13 protein-coding genes are annotated in these 19753 nt (G+C 40.1%); all 13 read right to left on the bottom strand.

Features of this window, described 5'->3' with window-relative positions; translation table 11 throughout:
* Positions 1–131: 131 nt before the first annotated feature.
* On the bottom strand, positions 132–854 hold the full coding sequence (locus tag NSS79_RS09970; protein ID WP_342439218.1) for a tetratricopeptide repeat protein: 723 nt from the start codon (positions 852–854) through the stop codon (positions 132–134).
* Positions 823–2064, bottom strand: a complete 1242-nt coding sequence (locus tag NSS79_RS09965; RefSeq protein WP_342436644.1) for an ISL3 family transposase — start codon at positions 2062–2064, stop codon at positions 823–825. The genes NSS79_RS09970 and NSS79_RS09965 overlap by 32 nt, the downstream gene beginning before the upstream one ends.
* Positions 2065–2164: 100 nt before the next feature.
* On the bottom strand, positions 2165–2305 hold the full coding sequence (locus NSS79_RS09960; RefSeq protein WP_342439217.1) for a hypothetical protein: 141 nt from the start codon (positions 2303–2305) through the stop codon (positions 2165–2167).
* Positions 2306–2479: 174 nt separating this feature from the next.
* Positions 2480–2866 (bottom strand): DUF5071 domain-containing protein, encoded by a 387-nt coding sequence (locus NSS79_RS09955; RefSeq protein ID WP_342439216.1) that lies wholly within the window; start codon positions 2864–2866, stop codon positions 2480–2482.
* Positions 2867–3313: 447 nt separating this feature from the next.
* Positions 3314–3838: a hypothetical protein gene (locus NSS79_RS09950; RefSeq protein WP_342439215.1), complete on the bottom strand. Its 525-nt coding sequence runs from the start codon at positions 3836–3838 to the stop codon at positions 3314–3316.
* 785 nt (positions 3839–4623) lie between these two features.
* Positions 4624–5829 carry a M56 family metallopeptidase gene (locus NSS79_RS09945; protein WP_342439214.1) on the bottom strand — a complete coding sequence of 402 codons (1206 nt, stop codon included), beginning with the start codon at positions 5827–5829 and terminating at the stop codon, positions 4624–4626.
* Position 5830: 1 nt separating this feature from the next.
* The gene (locus tag NSS79_RS09940) at positions 5831–6208 is read right to left on the bottom strand and encodes a BlaI/MecI/CopY family transcriptional regulator (RefSeq protein WP_342439213.1); all 378 of its coding nucleotides are present in this window, start codon (positions 6206–6208) and stop codon (positions 5831–5833) included.
* Positions 6209–6773: 565 nt separating this feature from the next.
* Positions 6774–7412: a tetratricopeptide repeat protein gene (locus NSS79_RS09935; protein ID WP_342439212.1), complete on the bottom strand. Its 639-nt coding sequence runs from the start codon at positions 7410–7412 to the stop codon at positions 6774–6776.
* Between the two features lie 11 nt (positions 7413–7423).
* Positions 7424–9067 (bottom strand): RHS repeat-associated core domain-containing protein, encoded by a 1644-nt coding sequence (locus NSS79_RS09930; RefSeq protein WP_342439211.1) that lies wholly within the window; start codon positions 9065–9067, stop codon positions 7424–7426.
* Positions 9068–9507: 440 nt separating this feature from the next.
* Positions 9508–10026, bottom strand: a complete 519-nt coding sequence (locus NSS79_RS09925; protein WP_342439210.1) for a hypothetical protein — start codon at positions 10024–10026, stop codon at positions 9508–9510.
* Between the two features lie 10 nt (positions 10027–10036).
* Positions 10037–12151 carry a polymorphic toxin-type HINT domain-containing protein gene (locus tag NSS79_RS09920; RefSeq protein ID WP_342439209.1) on the bottom strand — a complete coding sequence of 705 codons (2115 nt, stop codon included), beginning with the start codon at positions 12149–12151 and terminating at the stop codon, positions 10037–10039.
* A gap of 1544 nt (positions 12152–13695) precedes the next feature.
* Entirely contained in the window at positions 13696–14082 is a 387-nt protein-coding gene (locus tag NSS79_RS09915; RefSeq protein WP_342439208.1) for a DUF5071 domain-containing protein, read from the bottom strand.
* An 11-nt stretch (positions 14083–14093) separates the two neighbouring features.
* Positions 14094–19706, bottom strand: coding sequence for an RHS repeat-associated core domain-containing protein (locus tag NSS79_RS09910; protein ID WP_342439207.1), 5613 nt, complete (start codon positions 19704–19706; stop codon positions 14094–14096).
* Positions 19707–19753 lie beyond the last annotated feature (47 nt).

Here is a 19753-nt window from a genome sequence, read left to right as displayed (position 1 = left end):
AGTGTACGCGAAGATGAATATGAGTTTAAATCTGCACTTGGTGGGCGCTAAGTCATAATAATACAAAAAGAAACCACATGGAGTTGTTACACTCATGTGTGGTCGATATAATTTCATCTTGCTGCGAGTCCTTACTTCTGGCATTTATTATTCAAAATTGAAACATTTCTCACCAACTTGATTGCATTACCATGCTCCGCGTCGATTTTCAGTACTTCATTCCCCCAGTGAATAGAGTTATCAAGATCTTTAAGTTTGTAATAACAATCGGCAATATCATACAGTATATCTGTATCATCCTTTATATGTTTGTGGGCTTCAAGATAATAATTCAATGCATCTTTATAATTTCCTATTGCATAATAAGCTATTCCTTGATTATAAATTGCTTTAATACAATCTGAGTCCAATAGGTAGGCTTGTTTAAATTCTATTATAGCTTTATCTATTACATCTAACCTAAGATAACAGAGACCCAGATTTAAATGAGTTTCTGATTGGTTATTATCAATAGACAAAGATTTTTCATAATATTCTTTTGCCTTCATAATGTTATTTTGTTGAAAATAGTATACTCCCAAATAATAGTAAACATCCTCACTATTAGGTTCAACTTTTGCTGCGCTCTCAAAGAACTCTAATGCTTTATCACGATCTCCCATCGCCAAATTCACTCTTCCAAGATTTATCAGCGGTTTCTCCCAATTAGGATTATTCAGAACTAAGTCTTTCAATATACTTTGAGCTTTGGTTAGTTTGCCTAATTTCAAATAACAACATGCTATATAATTAAGGCTCAATCTCAAAATCAGTGCTTGACTATTAGCGAAACATACGATGGCGGTTACATTCAATGAGAATGCCTGCTTTATAACGGCTACGATTTCGCGTAAAGTAATGGCGACGCTGGAAGGCTTTAATGCGATTGTGACGACCTTCCACCGTTGCGTTTGTCCATCGGCATTGATGGTAGTTTACGATTTCTATGTTCCAATTGCGCATCGTCTTTAAGGTGCTACGAACAGCAGGATGATCCATCTTCTCGCCTTGCTTACACCAACGCTCAAAACCCAGTTTGGCAGCACTAAAGCTCGGCGAACAGTCATACCAGGTCGAGAATGCTTCCTTCCATTCCCAGACGCTACGAAGTAGTGGGGAGAAGGTTAGCAGCATCTCCAGTCTCGTCCGGCTCTCCTCTTCCAGCGATTCCACAGGCGGATTAAGCAAGCGATGATGGGCTTTCAGGTAAGCCCTTGCCCGTGGCGATAGCGTAGGTTGAACGGTTTTTCGAACCTCCTGTACACTGTCGATCACATAACCATGAACATGAAACCGATCCGCAATGCGAATCGCGTGGGGAAAGCACTCGCTGATCCAGGTATGATACGCCTGTGCTAAATCCATGACAACCGCTTTGGGGTTCAACAGAAGGAAGTCTGGATGAGTGTTGGCATACGCCCGCAAGTCGTTTAGCTTTCGACCCGGAAGCAGATCCAGCATGGTCTCGCCTTTGAGATTATGGATACCGGTATTGTAGGTATGACCTTTTCGGATGGCAAAATCATCGACACCTAAAACCAGATTGGGCATTTCTTTCGCTTCGGTCCACACGTGCTTCTCGATGCGTTCACACTCCACCGGAACAGCCTCGTTATGCATGCGTTGTACGGTACTGGTAGGTAATTGCTGCATACGAGCGCTATGTGCAGCCGTTGATCCGAGCGCTTGTTCGAAAGTATGGAAACGAAAAAGCCAGCTGTAGCGCTGCTTGGGTCCGACAAATTCATAGAACCATCCAAATCCGGCTTCGCAAGTGGTGCAGGACAATCGGATGGAAGGCACATGCAGAAAGGTTTTTTTCGCAAACACTGGCAAATGCCTTACCGTCCGCATGCCATTACTTCCCTTACGAATGACGTTTTGGTCGGATTTGCACAGGGGACAGCATTGTTTATAGCTGCGTGGAATGGCTTCGATATGAAGTTCGTCGGCCACCATAGACCGAATTTGACGAACTTGTAGCTCTGGTATGTCGAGCATTTCATTGATATACTGGATCTGCATCTGTTTATTCCTTTTTTTGTTGTTCGGTGAGACTTACAACAATACAGGAGTAACAGATGTTTTTCCATTTTCATCCTTCGGTCACTTCGTCAAGCACTGATTACGGCTTTGAGCCATAATTAATACAGTCTTTAGAATATCTAATGGCTAGAGCCTTCTCAAAAAACTCCAGGGCAGTTTGATACCCTCCTTTTTCATAATTATTTTCTGCATCCTCAAATAACTCATCATAATTGCTCATTGGATACCTCACTTTTATTAAATAAATAATTGATATTTATGAGCGATTCATCGACTTATATCATAGAATAGGAATAATATAGACCATACTGTAGGCCTAATTCAGCTCTTGAATCAAAAGAAGAAGGGGCCTACTCTTCATTCCATAAAGAAGAGAATTACTATTCAATTCCTTTCACTGCAAAAGCGATAAAATCTCGGCTGCCTCTTCGTTGACTAATTCTTGCTTTTCACGTTCAGTAGGGTTTAAAGCTAACCTTTTAAGGTCAGCCTCCATTTCCGATAATACAGATTCCGGTAAATTTTTAACCAACTTCACTAGTATTGAATATTTCCAACAGTCATCATCAGAAACGAAAATTTTCCTTAGATGAGGAATTAATTCATTGCCTAAGGGTAGCAGCAACTTCCCAATTTCTTTTGTAATAGGCCAATTTGCATCTTCAGTCCACTCTAATAAATCAGGTATAATAGGTCTAATTAAATTGATATCCAATGTTTTCAATTTATTAACTGAATCGATATCCATTTTATCTTTCGGGATTAATCTTTTGATATCCATCTTTTTCCCCCTACCTATGATCATATTGAAAGGTGATTGCTTTCAAAACTAAAGTTAGATAATAAGGATTAGTATCAGCATTCACTCTTGATTCCATCCATAACCTATGTTCGTATGTATTAACAACTCTGATATTCTCATGACCTGATTACAGGATCATCTATTTCAGCACTCAAGACTCCTGTGACATTAACCGCTTCGATTGATGTAAACCAACCTTTAGGTTCATCTGGCGCAAGAAATGCGGATAATCCCTTTGTATCTTTAAGTCGAGGTGTATGATTTGTATTTGTCATTGAGCCACTATGATATATTGTCTGCTGTCACCACATTTATGCCTGTCCTGGGTACAAGGCAGTATTGAGAAGTCCCTGAAAGTTCAAGTACTCTTTCTTTCCTCCAATTCTCAGGATGTCAATTGTTATTCCCATGAAATGAAATATAGTACTATTCTTCCTCTAGATAAGGTGATTGAAAAGGTTCAATAAAAAGACCAGAATTAACTATAAATCCTAAAGAATCCTTACATTTTAATGCACTGCCAATATACATGTAATAATCAAACCCAAAGTGAACAAACATACAACTAGTCTTGAGTTTGCACCAAAGCTTTTCTCTTAGCACTAATTTACATAACAACACCAATTCATTCCCAGAAATAGAATCACCATTCTTAATATTACTATAGATTTTTTTCATTTCATCAGAATAAAAAGTATGGAATCTGTCGTTTAAAAATCCAAAATCATGCTTCTCAAGATTTGTCACTTGAAGTGAGTTTATTTTCATCTCATTCATAATTGAAATTAAAGCCATTATATATAACGATTCAGTTTGTAAATAATGTTCAATTAAAAACACTTCATTTGAGTATGATTTTCCAACATCACTTATTGAAGTCCATTCTTCTTTTGTATAATCTCCATTAATGCGGTTACTTGGGCTATATTTGGTAATTCTCCAATAATACACATTAGTCTCCAATCTTGGTTAAAAGTGCATCAAAATTACCTGACCGAGTATCTTTACTGTTAATTCTTTTACTGATTTCGCCATTTTCCACCATTTAGCTATTATATCTGTCTGTTTATTTGTCAATTGGCAATGTCTTGCCTTTTTTTTGAGTTGCTAAAGGTTTGTTGCTCCTAGGACTAGTCATACCTATAACCATACTTACAACTGCGTCTTTAATAGCTTGATCTTTACCATATATATCCATTAGTTGTCTTTTAGCCGACGAAGCTTGATCATTTGAGCTTTTTGAAGATGTAACCATATTGAAAAGTTGTAACCATTCGTTTCTTAGTTTTTTACTGAAATAGTGCATCGGTTTTTGTTCGCCAAGATCACTTCTAATATCTCAATAAACCTGAGATTTTTCTCCATACTTCATAGCAATCGAACGCATTGCATCAACATGACTTTCAGTATAATGCCCTGTAGGGTCAATATGAGTTATAATGGAACACTTTTCTCCACTACTATTTCTTCGTGAAAACCTTCAAGTTTGCAAATTTCATCAATGGTAAGTTTTCTATACTCCAAGATAAGCACCTCCAAATATCTTGAAATCCCTGCATTCTGACCTAAACAAATAAACAGAGGCCAGCACTAATTGTCTGGAGAAGTGCTGACCACTGCTAAGTTTGTTTGTGGGGCAAAAAACAACTATTACATATACGGGCTATCTCGATTTTTCAAATAAGATTACCCACAAATAACTCAAATGCTTCGACTTCTTGCATAGAAGAAAAACATTATCGCGACTGCTTTAACAACTCTAGAAGGTGGGTCACTGCATTATCACTATTGTTATCGCTGTTAGGAGAAGCGGCAACTACTTCAGGACGAGTCGGTCCTTGTGAGTTAATTGCGTTCGTCTTGTCGCCGTAGGGGCGGCGTAACAACTTTAGGAGTTGGGTTACTTCATTATCCGTATCTTTATTACTATTAGGAGATGCGACAACTACTTCAGGACGAATGGATTCTTGCGAGTCAGTTGCCGCAGCCATAGCTGCACCAGTCATTAGAACACCTAACATCGTCATACAAAGAATAATAATGCCTGTCTTCTTCTGCTTTGTGTCCATAATTGAAAGAATGCGACTTTTCATATTTCTTCCTCCATAAAAATTTGTTGAAAATGCTGTTTGGAGCTTTGCCCCGTTCTTTACAACATTAATAATTGCTTCAGCATATTGCTTTCGCCGCTGTAAATCCGCTCCCTGAATAACTATTGCGTCACAGGAGATTTCACACTGTGCTGCTACGGATCTTGACATTAGATAAACTATCGGATTGAACCAATGAAGCACGGTTACCATTAAAATCAATGCCTTATACCAAAGATCATGCCTTTTTAAATGAACCAACTCATGCTTCAGTATCATTGATAATTCATCATCAGAAAATTGTTCAGATGGCAGCAAAATCACTGGACGAAAAAAAACGACCAGCATGGGGCTTGTAATAATCTGACACTCACGTAACTCTACATTTTTTTTAATGTTCATCTCTAACTTTAATCCATCTAAAATTTTCAAGCATTTGAAATGAACTATAGGAATGCTCCAACGGCTTACCAACTTTAAAAAATATCTATATCGCCAAATATGATAAGCCGCGATACTTATAGAACCCAGAACCCAAATTACCAGTAATATCCACCATAATAAAATAGAAGCTGGAGTGTTTATAACATCTTGCACGGGCATAGTTGGAGTGGCTCTAATAATTGTGTGTACAGACGTTAGCGGTATATCTGAAAATTGCATAGGTTTCAACAAGAAGTCAAATTGAGGGCCAAGTGGAAACACCCACCCGACTGCAATTATAATCCAACCTATGTAACACCACTTTGCTGCATACCGTTTCGATAAAACGGGTAGTATTGCCGCATAAATAAGTGTCACTAACGACATAGTAACTGAATTCTGAAGTAAAGTGCTAAAAAACTCCTGCATACTATTCCTTCTTTTCTTTCAGCCACTTTGTCAGTTGGTCAAGGTCAATGTCTTTTATCTTGTTTCCGTCATATAATCTTGCTACCAGACTTGTAAAAGAATTTCCATGAAAGCGTTCGATAAAGTCGCTAGTTTCAAAATTCAGGTAGTCATTTTTTTCAATAAGCGGAAAGTAGAGGTTTTCCTTGCCGTTCTTCTCCGATCTGACAAAACCTCGTTTAGCCAACCTCAACATAAGTGAAACGACTGTCTGAGCCTTCCAACTTCTTTCACTTCCCAGTTGTTGCATAATGATACTGGTTGTTACTGGCGCCTTATTTGCCCATATCACTTTCATAATGTCAAACTCTGCATCTGGCAGTTTTTTAATTGTGCCCAACGTATCACCCTCCCAAGACATTTGTCTTACTATTTTACATTTGTCTTAAAATGAACGTCAATCATTCTTAAAAACCAGTTGATTCGGTTGAAGGAAGGTGATTCCAATGGGCTAATAATTCCTGTCCTAATATGCTTAATGTGCCGCAAGGTAACCTTAGATTCGTGAATTATCAGGTGCGTTTATTTTTAAGAATTCATTGCCCCTCTCCCTAATTACAGCGGGCTTTGCACTTGCAGCAAATCAGCCAAATTATGCTACTCTGTCCATAGAGAAACTGCCATATTCTGATCTTAAAACAGCACCTGAAGAATGGAAAGGCGCTATCTCGACTGCCAATTATGCAGGAAATTCTATTTGCAAGCCCCGCCGACAAATGGGGAATCACCCATATAAAACGTGTCAGCTATAAAAATTTCAACCCTATCACCATATTCACCGCCATGCTTAGTATGTATTACTAATTTGATTATAATGCCATACTTAGAATGTCAACTATTTTCCCAAAAGAAAAACCACATGGAGTATTTAACCCACATGTGGCTACGTGCAAATCCCCTTTACTTTAGACTATCATTTGTTCAATTGTTTCTTTAACTTCATTGCTCAGATGTATGCCTCGCATATTCTGATTGAGGTATTCATTAAAATCCGAGAAATCAAAAGTAGTATTTTTGTCATACACAAATTTAATATTTTCTAAGGCTTTCTTTATCATACTGCTGCCTTCTGTAATATCTCCTCTTTCAATAAGCACCCTTCCCAATTGCACATAAGGATTAACATTACTTGGATTGCATTCTATAGATTCACGCAGCATTTCAATTTTTTTTGTTTTATCCTTATCTTCAAAGTACCACGATAATATTAACTTTTTAAGTGAACATATATCTGAGTCAGTATCATCAATGCATTTAATTTTGTTTACTAAGTTCTCATCAATACCTGCTAAATGATAATAATGGATACAACATTCTAGAATTGTTGCTGCTACATTTTTCTTGTCATACTCAAAAATACGGTTCAAACATACAATGCTCTTAGCATAGTCGACTAATGGAACAGTTAAAACTGTAACTGCTAAGCGCAGCAATAAATCAATATTATTCGGTTCTATTACAAGTTGGCTCTCAATAATTGTTTCAACCTTTTCTATATTGTAGTTATTAATTGCTTCAGATATTTCCTCATAAAATTCATTCAACTTTTTTCCCCCTAAGGATAAGTAATAGTATTCCCCATATCTCTTGTTGATTGTCCCTTGAACATATCTAAATTTATAAGTTTGCCATCTTTAACGAAAATCCTAATCTCCGATTTAAACCCATTAATCGTTGTTCTAATTTGAGTCGCTCCCTCTTTTATAAGCCCTTTTCCATTCATCTCTTCAACAATATCAAGTCCAGATTTCATAATTGCTTTTCGGGTGTTCCCTAAATCCATAATTCCACTTTTAATATGATCTGCAGAAAATATGTGTTTTTCCTTTTCTTTCAATAAAAAATCTACATTAAAGTCTTTTATTATCCCTTGACTAGGTTTAATAGCTTCCTCAGCTTTCTCTGCCTTTTTTACACTATTGATTATTTTTTTTGCCCCTGAGGCAGCTCTAAAACCACCAATCTCAACAAGCATAAAGTTTCTTTTCATGAATTCAGCCATTGCTTGTGCTCTTGTGTCAGCTGATTGTTTCTTGTCATCAACAATAGATAGTAATTCGAACTGTGTAAGAGTTGTTAAGTCAACATACCATTCAGAACCACCTACACCACCCGTCCCAGCCTCAGCATAATGTCCTGTTGGATCATTGTATATTAACGGATTATTATGCACATACGTATACAGATTCTGACTCAGCGGATTATCAATCTGCCCCTCAACCGTATCCTCATTTAAAAACCGCCCGATACTCGGATCATAATACCGTGCACGCAGATAGTAAAGTCCCGTTTCTGCGTCGTAAATCTCACCTGCATATTTAAAGGAGTTTGGTATCCCTTCCGTCTGGCTGGTGATATTCCCCCATTCGTCATAGCTGTAGGTGTTGACCGGTGTTCCGCTGGTATTGACGATTTGCACCACATCGCCATGACCATTGTACAAATAGTAGTAATCCTTTGCTGCCGTCTTGTCCTTTTTCACCAATACCCGGTCTCCACGGACAAAGGAAGATTTTTGTATTACAGTGCTGCCGCTTAATTTCTCCTCTGCGATAACTTGACCACTAAAATCATAATTGACCTGAGTATGGCTCGTTCCAGTGCTCTTCAAATACCGAAGGCCGTCCGCATAGTACGTGAAGATGGTCGTATTCCCATTTTTGGTTAATCCGGTCAAGGTGTTTTGCAAATCATAGGTGTAGCTTGTATCGCTCAGATCCAGACTGGAGCTGACACTCTCGCTTGAGGTTAGACGATTGCCACGCACATCATACGTGTACTGCGTACTTTGACCATTGGGCCGTTTGATTGACAGTAGACGATTTAAAGCATCGTATCCATAACTTGTCGTTTTTGCTGCTCCATTATTGAGGACTTCAGTTATCGCTGTAATATTCCCATTATTATCATAGCTGTAGGTGTATCCCGATAGCACGGAGCTGCCCTTCGTATTCTTCATGCTCTCTACCCAACCGAGTGCTTTGTTGTACGTGTACTCTGTTTTTAAGATACTTCCATCCGTCAACGGCGGGTACGTAATTGTCTTGACTCGGCCATTGGCATAGTAGCTGTACTGTACATTGTCGGATGCGGCTTTGCTTAGGGACGCGCTGCCGTTGGTTTGAACGTTGATCAGCCGCTGACTGTCAAATTGGTAATTTACATAAAACCCAAGATTGGAATCATTTATTTGTGTCATTCGGCCCAGTACATCCAACTGGTTTAAGATGGACGACGAGTGGTTACCCGCACCCGTTGTAGAATATCCAACGGAGTAATCGGTGAAACTGTCTAAATAGGTACGTCAACTGACCTGTTCACCCTATCTATCGAGACCTACCTATAAACTGTTGCGATAACTGCAAAATGTCATTTTCTCGAAAAATCCGAGAGAAAACAAAGATAAGGTATTCAGAGTAAAACATGGTGATATCTGATGAAATTGAGGTTTTTACGAAATCGGAGGATTTTGAATTTTAAAGCATTGCATGTGCGTACAGGTACAGGTATATTTAGGAAATATTATACGGGGGTAATGAGGGTTAAGTTCTTTCGGGATGTACCGCCCGATTCATTCGGCAATGGGTGGGGGTAAAAGAAATGACCTTGAGGATTGTAGTCTCCCCAAGGTCATATACACTAATGTAATTCCTTTTTTAACCTGACTATTCTTTCTAACTCATAGGAATAATCACAATCGGAACTAAACGTATCAGTCATGCAGGTAAAGAACTGTTCTGCACCTTGAACTAGTGCTATCAGAAAATCATTTTTAGGTAATACATAATTTGTAACTTCGCTTCCTTCAATTGAGAATAGCAGTAACTCTTTAGTTGTTGGACGGAGAATAATTTTGACGGGTTGATCAGGGAAATATACGCTTCCCTCTCCTTTTTGAAGTACTTCTTCAATTAAATTCATAACGTACGCCCATAATTGGTCGACCAAGTCCCAATACCTCATATCCAACATACTTTCGCCGTAATACTTTAGACAAATTGCCCCGTTAAGATACTGGAAATCAAGATTCTCATAGATTCCCTTTAATCCTGACGAATCAGTGATTTCGACAAAATAGTTCTGAGGATTTCTAACTACATCGCTTAAATCAGCTATTTTACATTGCGGTTTCATCAAATATGAATCAACTTGAAACATCGTATCACCCTTACGGAGTATAAAATTGACCTACACGCCCATTGTTTAACCCAAGTACATAGTCCTTGCCGTTGTAAGTACCCGTGATTTGATACATCCCTTTAGTCCCTTTACTCGCAAGGATGTCTCTATTTTGGGACATAACTGATTTAATGGCGCTCGTAATATCGTCAATTGACATACTTGCATCAAAAAACGATTGTTGTGCCTTTACTGAGCCATCCCAGTAATTCGGATGGTGACGCTCTAGAATATGTTTCATTCCTGACTTATCAAGCAGGAAAGTATTACTACCAAACTTCATTTGACTACTTTGAAAATTTGATAATGCATTTACAACAGTATGAGGTGCTACCCCACAAGCATTATGTGTCCAAATCCCAAGGTTTGAGACAAAATACGTATGGAAATCCTTCACCTTGAAATTGTAAACCGTAGCATGCCCCTGCTTAATCTCAATCTTCTCAATTGCTAATTCTTTGCCGTCCGAAGTCGTTACAACTTCGCCCACCACAAGGTTCTTTGACTCCACCCAACCTTTACCGACAATCCAAAACGGATGTTCATCCGTTGTTGTTATGACTTCATCACCAACAGTAATATTATACGTTTCCTCAACATCACGTTGGAAGAGCCATTCGACCTCTTTATAAGCTACCTCGCCAGTCTCTTCATCCTTGGAAAGAACCTTATCTCCGACCTTAATGTCTTCGATATTCTTCTCCCCTTCGTCTGTTTGGACCTTCGTTCCAGCAGTGAAGCAATTGCAAGTCTTTAGTGCACCTCTTATAAAATCGGTTCCCTTATTCGTTAATTTTGCTGTTTTACCTTGAGGAGTTAACTCTATAAATATCATTCCAGCAGATAGAAAATGCTCTAAAGACCACGGATTCTCCTGAGATATTTTATAATAGTCATTTAATTGAGACATAGTCCCCATTGACCAAAAGTCTATTGCCGAATACCACGTTGAATTTGCCTCTTTAAAAGAATTCCACTCTTTTTGCCAGAATCCAAAATCTTTACCTCCTGCTCCACCTGTGCCCCATTCTTGTCTATGTCCCGTCGGATCAGTATAAATCAACGGATTATTACTCACATACGTATACAAATTCTGGCTCAGCGGATTATCAATCTGCCCCTCAACCGTATCCTCATTTAAAAACCGCCCGATACTCGGATCATAATACCGCGCACGCAGATAGTAAAGTCCCGTTTCTTCATCGTAAATCTCACCAGCATATTTAAAGGAGTTTGGTATCCCTTCCGTCTGGCTGGTGATATTCCCCCATTCGTCATAGCTGTAGGTGTTGACCGGTGTTCCGCTGGTATTGACGATTTGCACCACATCGCCATGACCGTTGTACAAATAGTAGTAATCCTTTGCTGCCGTCTTGTCCTTTTTCACCAATACCCGGTCTCCACGGACAAAGGAGGATTTTTGTATTACAGTGCTGCCGCTTAATTTCTCCTCTGCGATAACTTGACCACTAAAATCATAATTGACCTGAGTATGGGTCGTTCCAGTGCTCTTCAAATATCGAAGGCCGTCTGCATAGTAGGTAAAGCTGGTCGTATTTCCATTTTTGGTCAATCCGGTCAAGGTGTTTTGTAAATCATAGGTGTAGCTTGTATCGCTCAGATCCAGACTGGTGCTGACGCTCTCGCTTGAGGTTAGACGATTGCCACGCACATCATACGTGTACTGTGTGCTTTGACCATTGGGCCGTTTGATGGACAGTAGACGATTTAAAGCATCGTATCCGTAACTTGTCGTTTTTGCTGCTCCATTATTGAGGACTTCAGTTACCGCTGTAATATTTCCATTATTATCATAGCTGTAGTTGTATCCCGATAGCACGGAGCTGCCCTTTGTATTCTTCATGCTCTCTACCCAACCGAGTGCTTTGTTGTACGTGTACTCTGTTTTTAAGATACTTCCATCCGTCAACGGCGGGTACGTAATTGTCTTGACTCGGCCATTTGCATAGTAGCTGTACTGTACATTGTCGGATGCGGCTTTGCTTAGGGACGCGCTGCCATTGGTTTGGACGTTGACCAGGCGCTGGCTGTCAAATTGGTAGTTTACATAAAACCCAAGATTGGAATCGTTTATTTGTGTCATTCGGCCCAGTACATCCAACTGGTTTAAAATGGACGACGAGTGGTTACCCGCACCCGTAGTAGAATATCCAACGGAGTAATCGTTACGTACTTGGTTCATGCTATCCAGGTAACGTTTCTGCGTTGCCCTTAAGGCTCCATTCACATAACTATTGATCGTGTGGTAGTTTGGCGATCCATCTCCGTAGATATAATCAATTTTTTGCGTCGCAGACGTATTATTGATTACTCCACTAACGGAACTGCTCTTTAGTTGGCCTCTCTCGTCGTAGTTGTAACTGAACACACTGCCCATACGGTCCGTTTTACCGGTCTGTTGACCCAGATTATTATAGGACAACTTTGGGCTAATTGGTCATAGGAAGATGTGTGACATTCGGAAATGTTGAATACGATCCTGACTTGCATTACTGTAATTACATCTTCAAACAGTTTAAGATAGTTCCAGAAGGGGTTACTTCACCAAAAAAATCAGAAATTTTGATGATTTCTTAACCAAAACAGATGAACATGAAGAAGTTGAGGTTACAACCGAGATGATGAAGGATACTAATACACAACAATACAGCACTATTTGCAGAATAGGCACCTTATTGAGTGCATTCAGGAGAACAAAAACAGGAACGACTAATTGAACAGTTAAATGCATTACTGACATACTGATCCAATCGAAGCAAATGAAAATCAACGTTTAATTCTCGATTCTGAATAAATTGGACAGTTGCTCAAGAAGGTTTACCGAATTTTACGTCTTTCTTGATCCAATCCTGAATCGTTTGTTTCTAAACACAAATTTCTTTTGCAACTTTTTTGTACTCCATGTGAAACCTATCTGCTATTATTGTAATCCTATCATCTTATTCACTGACATACTCAGTCAGTCAAATGTCTTTTCAAAAGAAAAACCACATGGAGTATTAATCTCACGTGGCTTTGATAACTAAAACTACATTTATTCATTGGAGTAATTAAGTATCTTTCTTATATATGTCGCCGCTTCACTCATTAATTGAAATAGATCAGATAATTGTTTAGAACGTCTTTCCCAAAGTGAATTAGACCAATCCAAAGATTCTATAATCAATATTGCGTATTCTGTTCCATACCAGCCTAAATCAAGGACATACTTATCGTCACCGTATGTCACTTGAAATAAGTCTTCTTCTTTTAAATATCTAGGTTCGTTTATCTCATTATAAGTAATAGTCCCTGGGGAAAAGTTGATTTATTCAAACATAATTCACCTCTATATAGACCGATTAAGATTAAAACCTGACAAGCAGACGATCCTTTGTTTCCATCGGTGCTGATTGATTCGCTTCATAAATTGGCTACCATGAAGCTTATTTCAAAAAGATGTTGTGACCACATCAGCTTTGAGTCACAGCTACAGCCCTTCCGGCCGGATTCGGGATTTAAGTTGTAAGGCGGCAGAAAGAACACCTGCAGACCTGTTCATAATGCAAGAGCAGCCCCTATTGATAAAACAATGGGCTTGCCCTACATTTTGAAATAAAGAATATCACTCCTCAGTTTCCTTCATATTTACTGTAGAAGCAATAAAATCTCGGTCGCCTCTTCGTCAACATATTCTTGTCTTTCACGTTCAGTAGGGTTTAAAGCTAACCTTTTAAGATCAGCCTCCATTTCCGATAATACAGTTGGTGGTAATTTGTTCACCAAATTCACAAGTATTGAGTATTTCCAACAGTCATCATTAGAATCGAAAATTCCCCTAAGATAAGGTATTAATTCAGAGCCTAAGGGAACGAGCATATCTCCGATTTCCTCTGTAATTGGCCAATTTGAATCTTTAGTCCACTCTAATAGATCAGAAATAATAGGTTTAATTATGTTTATATCCAATGTTTTCAAAGTATTAACTGAATTGAGATCGAATTTATCCTTTGGGATTAAACTATTGATATCCATTACTATTCCCCCTACTTAAAATTATATTTAAATGTAATTTCCTTTAAAACTAAAGTTAGATAATAAGGACTAACCTCGGCATTCTCTCTTGATTCCATCCATAACTTATGTTCGTATGGATCAACAGCTCTGATACTCACATGACCTGTTACAGGATTATCTACCTCTGCAGTCAAGACTCCTGTAGCGTTAATCGCTTCTATTGATGTAAACCACCCTTTAGGTTTTTTTGGCTTAGTAAATGCGGATAAGCCTTTTGTATCTATGACTCGAGGGGTATGGTTTGCGTTAGTCATTGAACCATCACGATATATTGTCTGCTGTTTCTTCTCTGAGGTAGTAGTATCACTTATAGCTGTGTCCATAGAGAGAACTGTTGTTATTCCTATCGCCTGTACAATTGCATTTAATGCCGAACCCGCTTGTGCACCAGGAAGTGGGACGGCTGCTGCACCGCCTTTGACTACGTAATTATGGGGGTCAATCTTTGCAGCATTAACAACCGCTTGTGCTTTAGTGTTTTTATAGATTTGCAGTAGTTCTGTTATGCTTTTTCCAGAGTTGTTATTCTTAATGGAATCTGGAACATATATAGAGCTAGATCTGCTACACCCCCCACTATGCCCATAGCGACTATTACCAGACTCACAATAATGTCCTGTTGGATCAGTATTAATTATTGGATTATTATGCACATAAGTATACAGATTCTGACTCAGCGGATTATCAATCTGCCCCTCAACCGTATCCTCATTTAAAAACCGCCCGATACTCGGATCATAATACCGCGCACGCAGATAGTAAAGTCCCGTTTCTGCATCGTAAATCTCACCTGCATATTTAAAGGAATTTTGTATCCCTTCCGTCTGGCTGGTGATATTCCCCCATTCGTCATAGCTGTAGGTGTTAACTGGTGTTCCGCTGGTATTGACGATTTGCACCACATCGCCATGACCGTTGTACAAATAGTAGTAATCCTTTGCTGCCGTCTTGTCCTTTTTCACCAATACCCGGTCTCCACGGACAAAGGAGGACTTTTGTATTACAGTGCTCCCGCTTAATTTCTCCTCTGCGATAACTTGGCCACTAAAATCATAATTGACCTGAGTATGGGTCGTTCCAGTACTCTTCAAATACCGAAGACCGTCTGCATAGTAGGTGAAGATGGTCGTATTCCCATTTTTGGTCAATCCGGTTAAGGTGTTTTGTAAATCATAGGTGTAGCTTGTATCGCTCAGATCCAGCATGGTGCTGACGCTCTCGCTTGAGGTTAGACGATTGCCACGCACATCATACGTGTACTGCGTACTTTGACCATTCGGCCGTTTGATTGACAGTAGACGATTTAAAGCATCGTATCCGTAACTTGTCGTTTTTGCTGCTCCATTATTGAGGACTTCAGTTACCGCTGTAATATTTCCATTATTATCATAGCTGTAGTTGTATCCCGATAGCACGGAGCTGCCCTTTGTATTCTTCATGCTCTCTACCCAACCGAGTGCTTTGTTGTACGTGTACTCTGTTTTTAAGATACTTCCATCCGTCAACGGCGGGTACGTAATTGTCTTGACTCGGCCATTTGCATAGTAGCTGTACTGTACATTGTCGGATGCGGCTTTGCTTAGGGACGCGCTGCCATTGGTTTGGACGTTGATCAGCCGCTGACTGTCAAATTGGTAGTTTACATAAAACCCAAGATTGGAATCGTTTATTTGTGTCATTCGGCCCAGTACATCCAACTGGTTTAAAATGGACGACGAGTGGTTACCCGCACCCGTAGTAGAATATCCAACGGAGTAATCGTTACGTACTTGGTTCATGCTATCCAGGTAACGTTTCTGCGTTGCCCTTAAGGTTCCATTAACATAACTATTGATCGTGTGGTAATTTGGCGATCCATCTCCGTAGATATAATCAATTTTTTGCGTCGCAGACGTATTATTGATTACTCCACTAACGGAACTGCTCTTTAGTTGGCCTCTCTCGTCGTAGTTGTAACTGAACACACTGCCCATACGGTCCGTTTTACCGGTCTGTTGGCCCAGATGATTATAGGACACACTTTCGCTTTTGGCGGCGGCGTCCTGCTTCGTCGTCATCAGTCCGATTTCGTTGTAACTCTTCGTGTTTAAGGTTTGTTCCGACTCACCCTTACCCTGAACGGTCACCTTGGATATTTGTCCATTTCCGTCATAGCTGTACCGTGTAGTCTGATTTAGCGCATCCTTAACACCAGTTAACTGATTTAATGCGTTGTAACTGTAAAGGGTTGTCACGCCAGCCTCATTGAGATGGTTCATCGGGTCGGTATATCCCGTAAGATTGCCGATAATATCGTAACTGTAGCGTTCTGTGATGGGCTGCGACTGATTCGGCCAATCTCTAAACGTCCGCTTCGAAATCACCCGGCCCCACGGATCATAAGACTCCTCGATGTAATTCATCGTTTCGGAGGTGCCCGCCGCAGTCAGGTAGCTTACCGCTTTCCGCTGCTTCAAATTATAATTTGTCACAAAGACATTACGATAGGAATCCGTTAAACTTTTTTGTTGGCCCCAAGCATCATACCCCACCGTTATTTCATTGGAAAGCGCGTCTTTCTGATAGATGGGTCTGCCCATATCGTCATAGTGATACTGGGTGAACACCCACTTTCCAGCGTTATCATCAAAGTGTTCCTCTAAAAGGGCCAAACCCATTCCGTTATAAAGTACATTGGCATAAGTTTTAACCACGCTGTTATTCGATAACTGAGTGACAGTTCGGATAGAGTCCACTTTTAAGACCGGCATTCCCGTATTGACAGCATCAAAGTTTGCGGAACTTGTATTAGAGTAGTTGTACTCTACTACCTCGCTGTACACTTCTCCGTTAGCGTTGGAGCGATTTGGATAGGTCTCTTTTTTCAGACGCCCTGCGGCATCATATTCATATGTTGTGGTCTTGCCATTCCCGTCGCTCTGACTTTTCAGCAACCCGTAACCCATCTCATAGCTCATCGTGGTTTTCACAATCTGCTGATTGGATGTACCAATGTTGAACCACTGCTGTTGTTCGGTAGGGTAGGCACGACGGCCTTCAGGCCCGTACTGGGTCACGCTTTTGGCCACCAGTTGGCCTTGGGCGGTCTTCTCCGCCGTTGCCTGGGAGATCCCTCCCGTACTATTAAAATAACTATAGCTGTATACCGTCCTGTCTCCTAACGCATTGGTTACCGTTACCGGCCGTCCCTCAGCAGTATAGGTATAACGTTCACTTTGCGGTGTTGCATCATTTTCATTGTTATACCAGGACTGCGTTTCCAGCAAATGATACTTAGGTTCATACTGGTAGGTGGTTGTATAATGCTGTTTGATTGCCGGATTATTAAACTGATCTCCGGTCAACGGCTTCGTTTGACTCTCAACCTGCCCCCAGCTGTTATACACGGTTTCGGTGTATAAATGATTTGCGGTTGCTTCAGTGTCTTGAGGAGCATACTCCGAAAGGGTAGTCCTTGTGGGATACCGGGTAAAGACTCCATGAAACGCCGTATTGTCAGTGATCTTCCGCTCGCCTCCAGCCTCCCGGGTTTCCGTCCGAAGCACTCTGCCATCTTTATCAAATGTATGAGTGGTTTGGAGCCCATTACTGGCAGTCGTGCTAACCACAGTTGATGTCGTACTAAACCGAAAATCCGCAGGTAAAACAGCCGGATATTGATCCGGGGTATTCCCCGTATAATCACCTGTATACGAATAGTTTATTTCCTGATACGTCTTGGATGCCGTCTTGTCCTTTCTAGATTTCGCCCGATATTCTACGACGGTGGAATTCGGGCCGGTATGACGATCGGCTTGTTCATATTCATATTCTGTAACAGAATTGGGATACGTAATTTTTTTCAGTAACGAATTAAAAAGAAATCCGTCGTAAGAACCAACATAAGACGAAAAGCCATTTTGATACTCGAAATAGGTTTTCTCTCCGTTTTGATCGGTAATTGACGCAAGGTACGGAATATACTTTTGAAGTGGGGGTATGCCTATATTTCTTTGAATTTCCCCCAATACTCTCCCTTTCGTCAATACCACCTTCTGAACTTCTTGCGTTGCGTTCTCTTCGCTATAGACCCGAATATCTACGTTTTCCCCATCAAACACCTCGGAATCCAGGTCTTCCTCGTAATTAAATTTCACCACACGGCCAACGGTATCCGTTATCGAGAACAATCTTCTTGATCCGTCGTATTTAAATGTAATCGTATTGCCGAAGCGATCTACGATTCCAATTAAATCCCCATCAATGGTAAAGTATTCTCGTTTAAGATCTAAGTACTCAATATAGAAACTTGATCTTTCTTGCCCGTTACTGAATGCGCCGTCTGTATTCGCATTTTCTGATACCAGTCGCTTGTCTTTGCCTTTATAATTGAGTAAATTTGTATAAAGTGAGAGCTCATCATTACTATAGTCATCACGAACTCTATACGCATTGCCTGTTCCATCGTGGTAAATCCACCCAAACTGACTAACCCTTTGTAAGTGAGGGAATTGATACGACCACCCACTGCCTAAGACCGGAAGACGATAATTGTAGCTATATTCCCAACTCTGAAAGTTGGGATTCCACCATGTACTAATAAGAAAGGGAATACTTTGGTTGGAATTGTACATAAGGCCAATATCTAAGTCCAGTCCGTCCACACCGGGCAAATGAATCAGGTTTTCTTTCCGGGTCACACTTCCTGACACCGGATCGACCATTTCACTGGAAGTGTTGCGGTCATTAAACTGTGGCTTATAAGTTTGATTGATTTGAGCTTGAATGACCAAGTTGTTGATCACACCGGATACGGCTGCATCGAAGGTACTCATGGAGAGGGCTAATTCTGATCGATACCCTTTCCCGGTACCCTCTTCTTGTCCATATACTGAGGAGGAAACTGTTTGCTTTCCATTAAAAGAAAAATGGTTCAACATTTCAGTTGCATACACATTTTCCTGTACAGTGGGCTTACTGAATATTCCTGCTTCTTTTTCAAATTCCCGTTGGATATCCTCCCAGGATCTTTTCTCATTCAGTTTCCATTTCCAAAGTTCCAGCGGGGTTCGCTTCTCCTGTAGCAAGCTCAGATAATTTACCCAATATACATCAACCTTGGAGGCTCCAGCCAGAACAAGCGGTTCAATTTCTGTTTGGGTTAAATCCAGGGACCTGGGTTCAGCCGCACGGGCAAGAGGCTTCTCTAAATTTTCCTTTGTTTTCCCAGGAACTAATTTCATACGCGTTTCATAGGTTTTCTCTTTTAACATTTGAATGGTTAACATGTTCGGATCGTAAACGTCTCCAGTTACGGATACAACCTCGTCTATAAGCTTTTTATTTTCAGCAAAGGCTGATTTCATCTGGACATTTCCGGGATTAAATGTAGGCTCAATTTGCTGTTCGGATATTGTATTCAATGGGGCTGGAGAAGGAGCAGGACTTTCCACCTTAGTTTCGGCCTTAACATATTCAGAGGAAAGGATCGGATTGCTCTCAGCAGCGGCTATACGTTCATTTGTAACTTGAAATCCGCCTACTAATATAGTAAAGGATAAAGCAACGTTGAGAAATGAATTCATCTTTTTTCTATTCTTCAAATAAATACTCCCCTATCATTCATTTTTAAAGTCATGTATAGCAAAGC

The organism is Paenibacillus sp. FSL L8-0436 (assembly GCF_038593025.1).
Classification (GTDB): Bacteria; Bacillota; Bacilli; order Paenibacillales; family Paenibacillaceae; genus Paenibacillus_AQ.
This window is presented reverse-complemented; position numbering and strand designations above follow the sequence as displayed.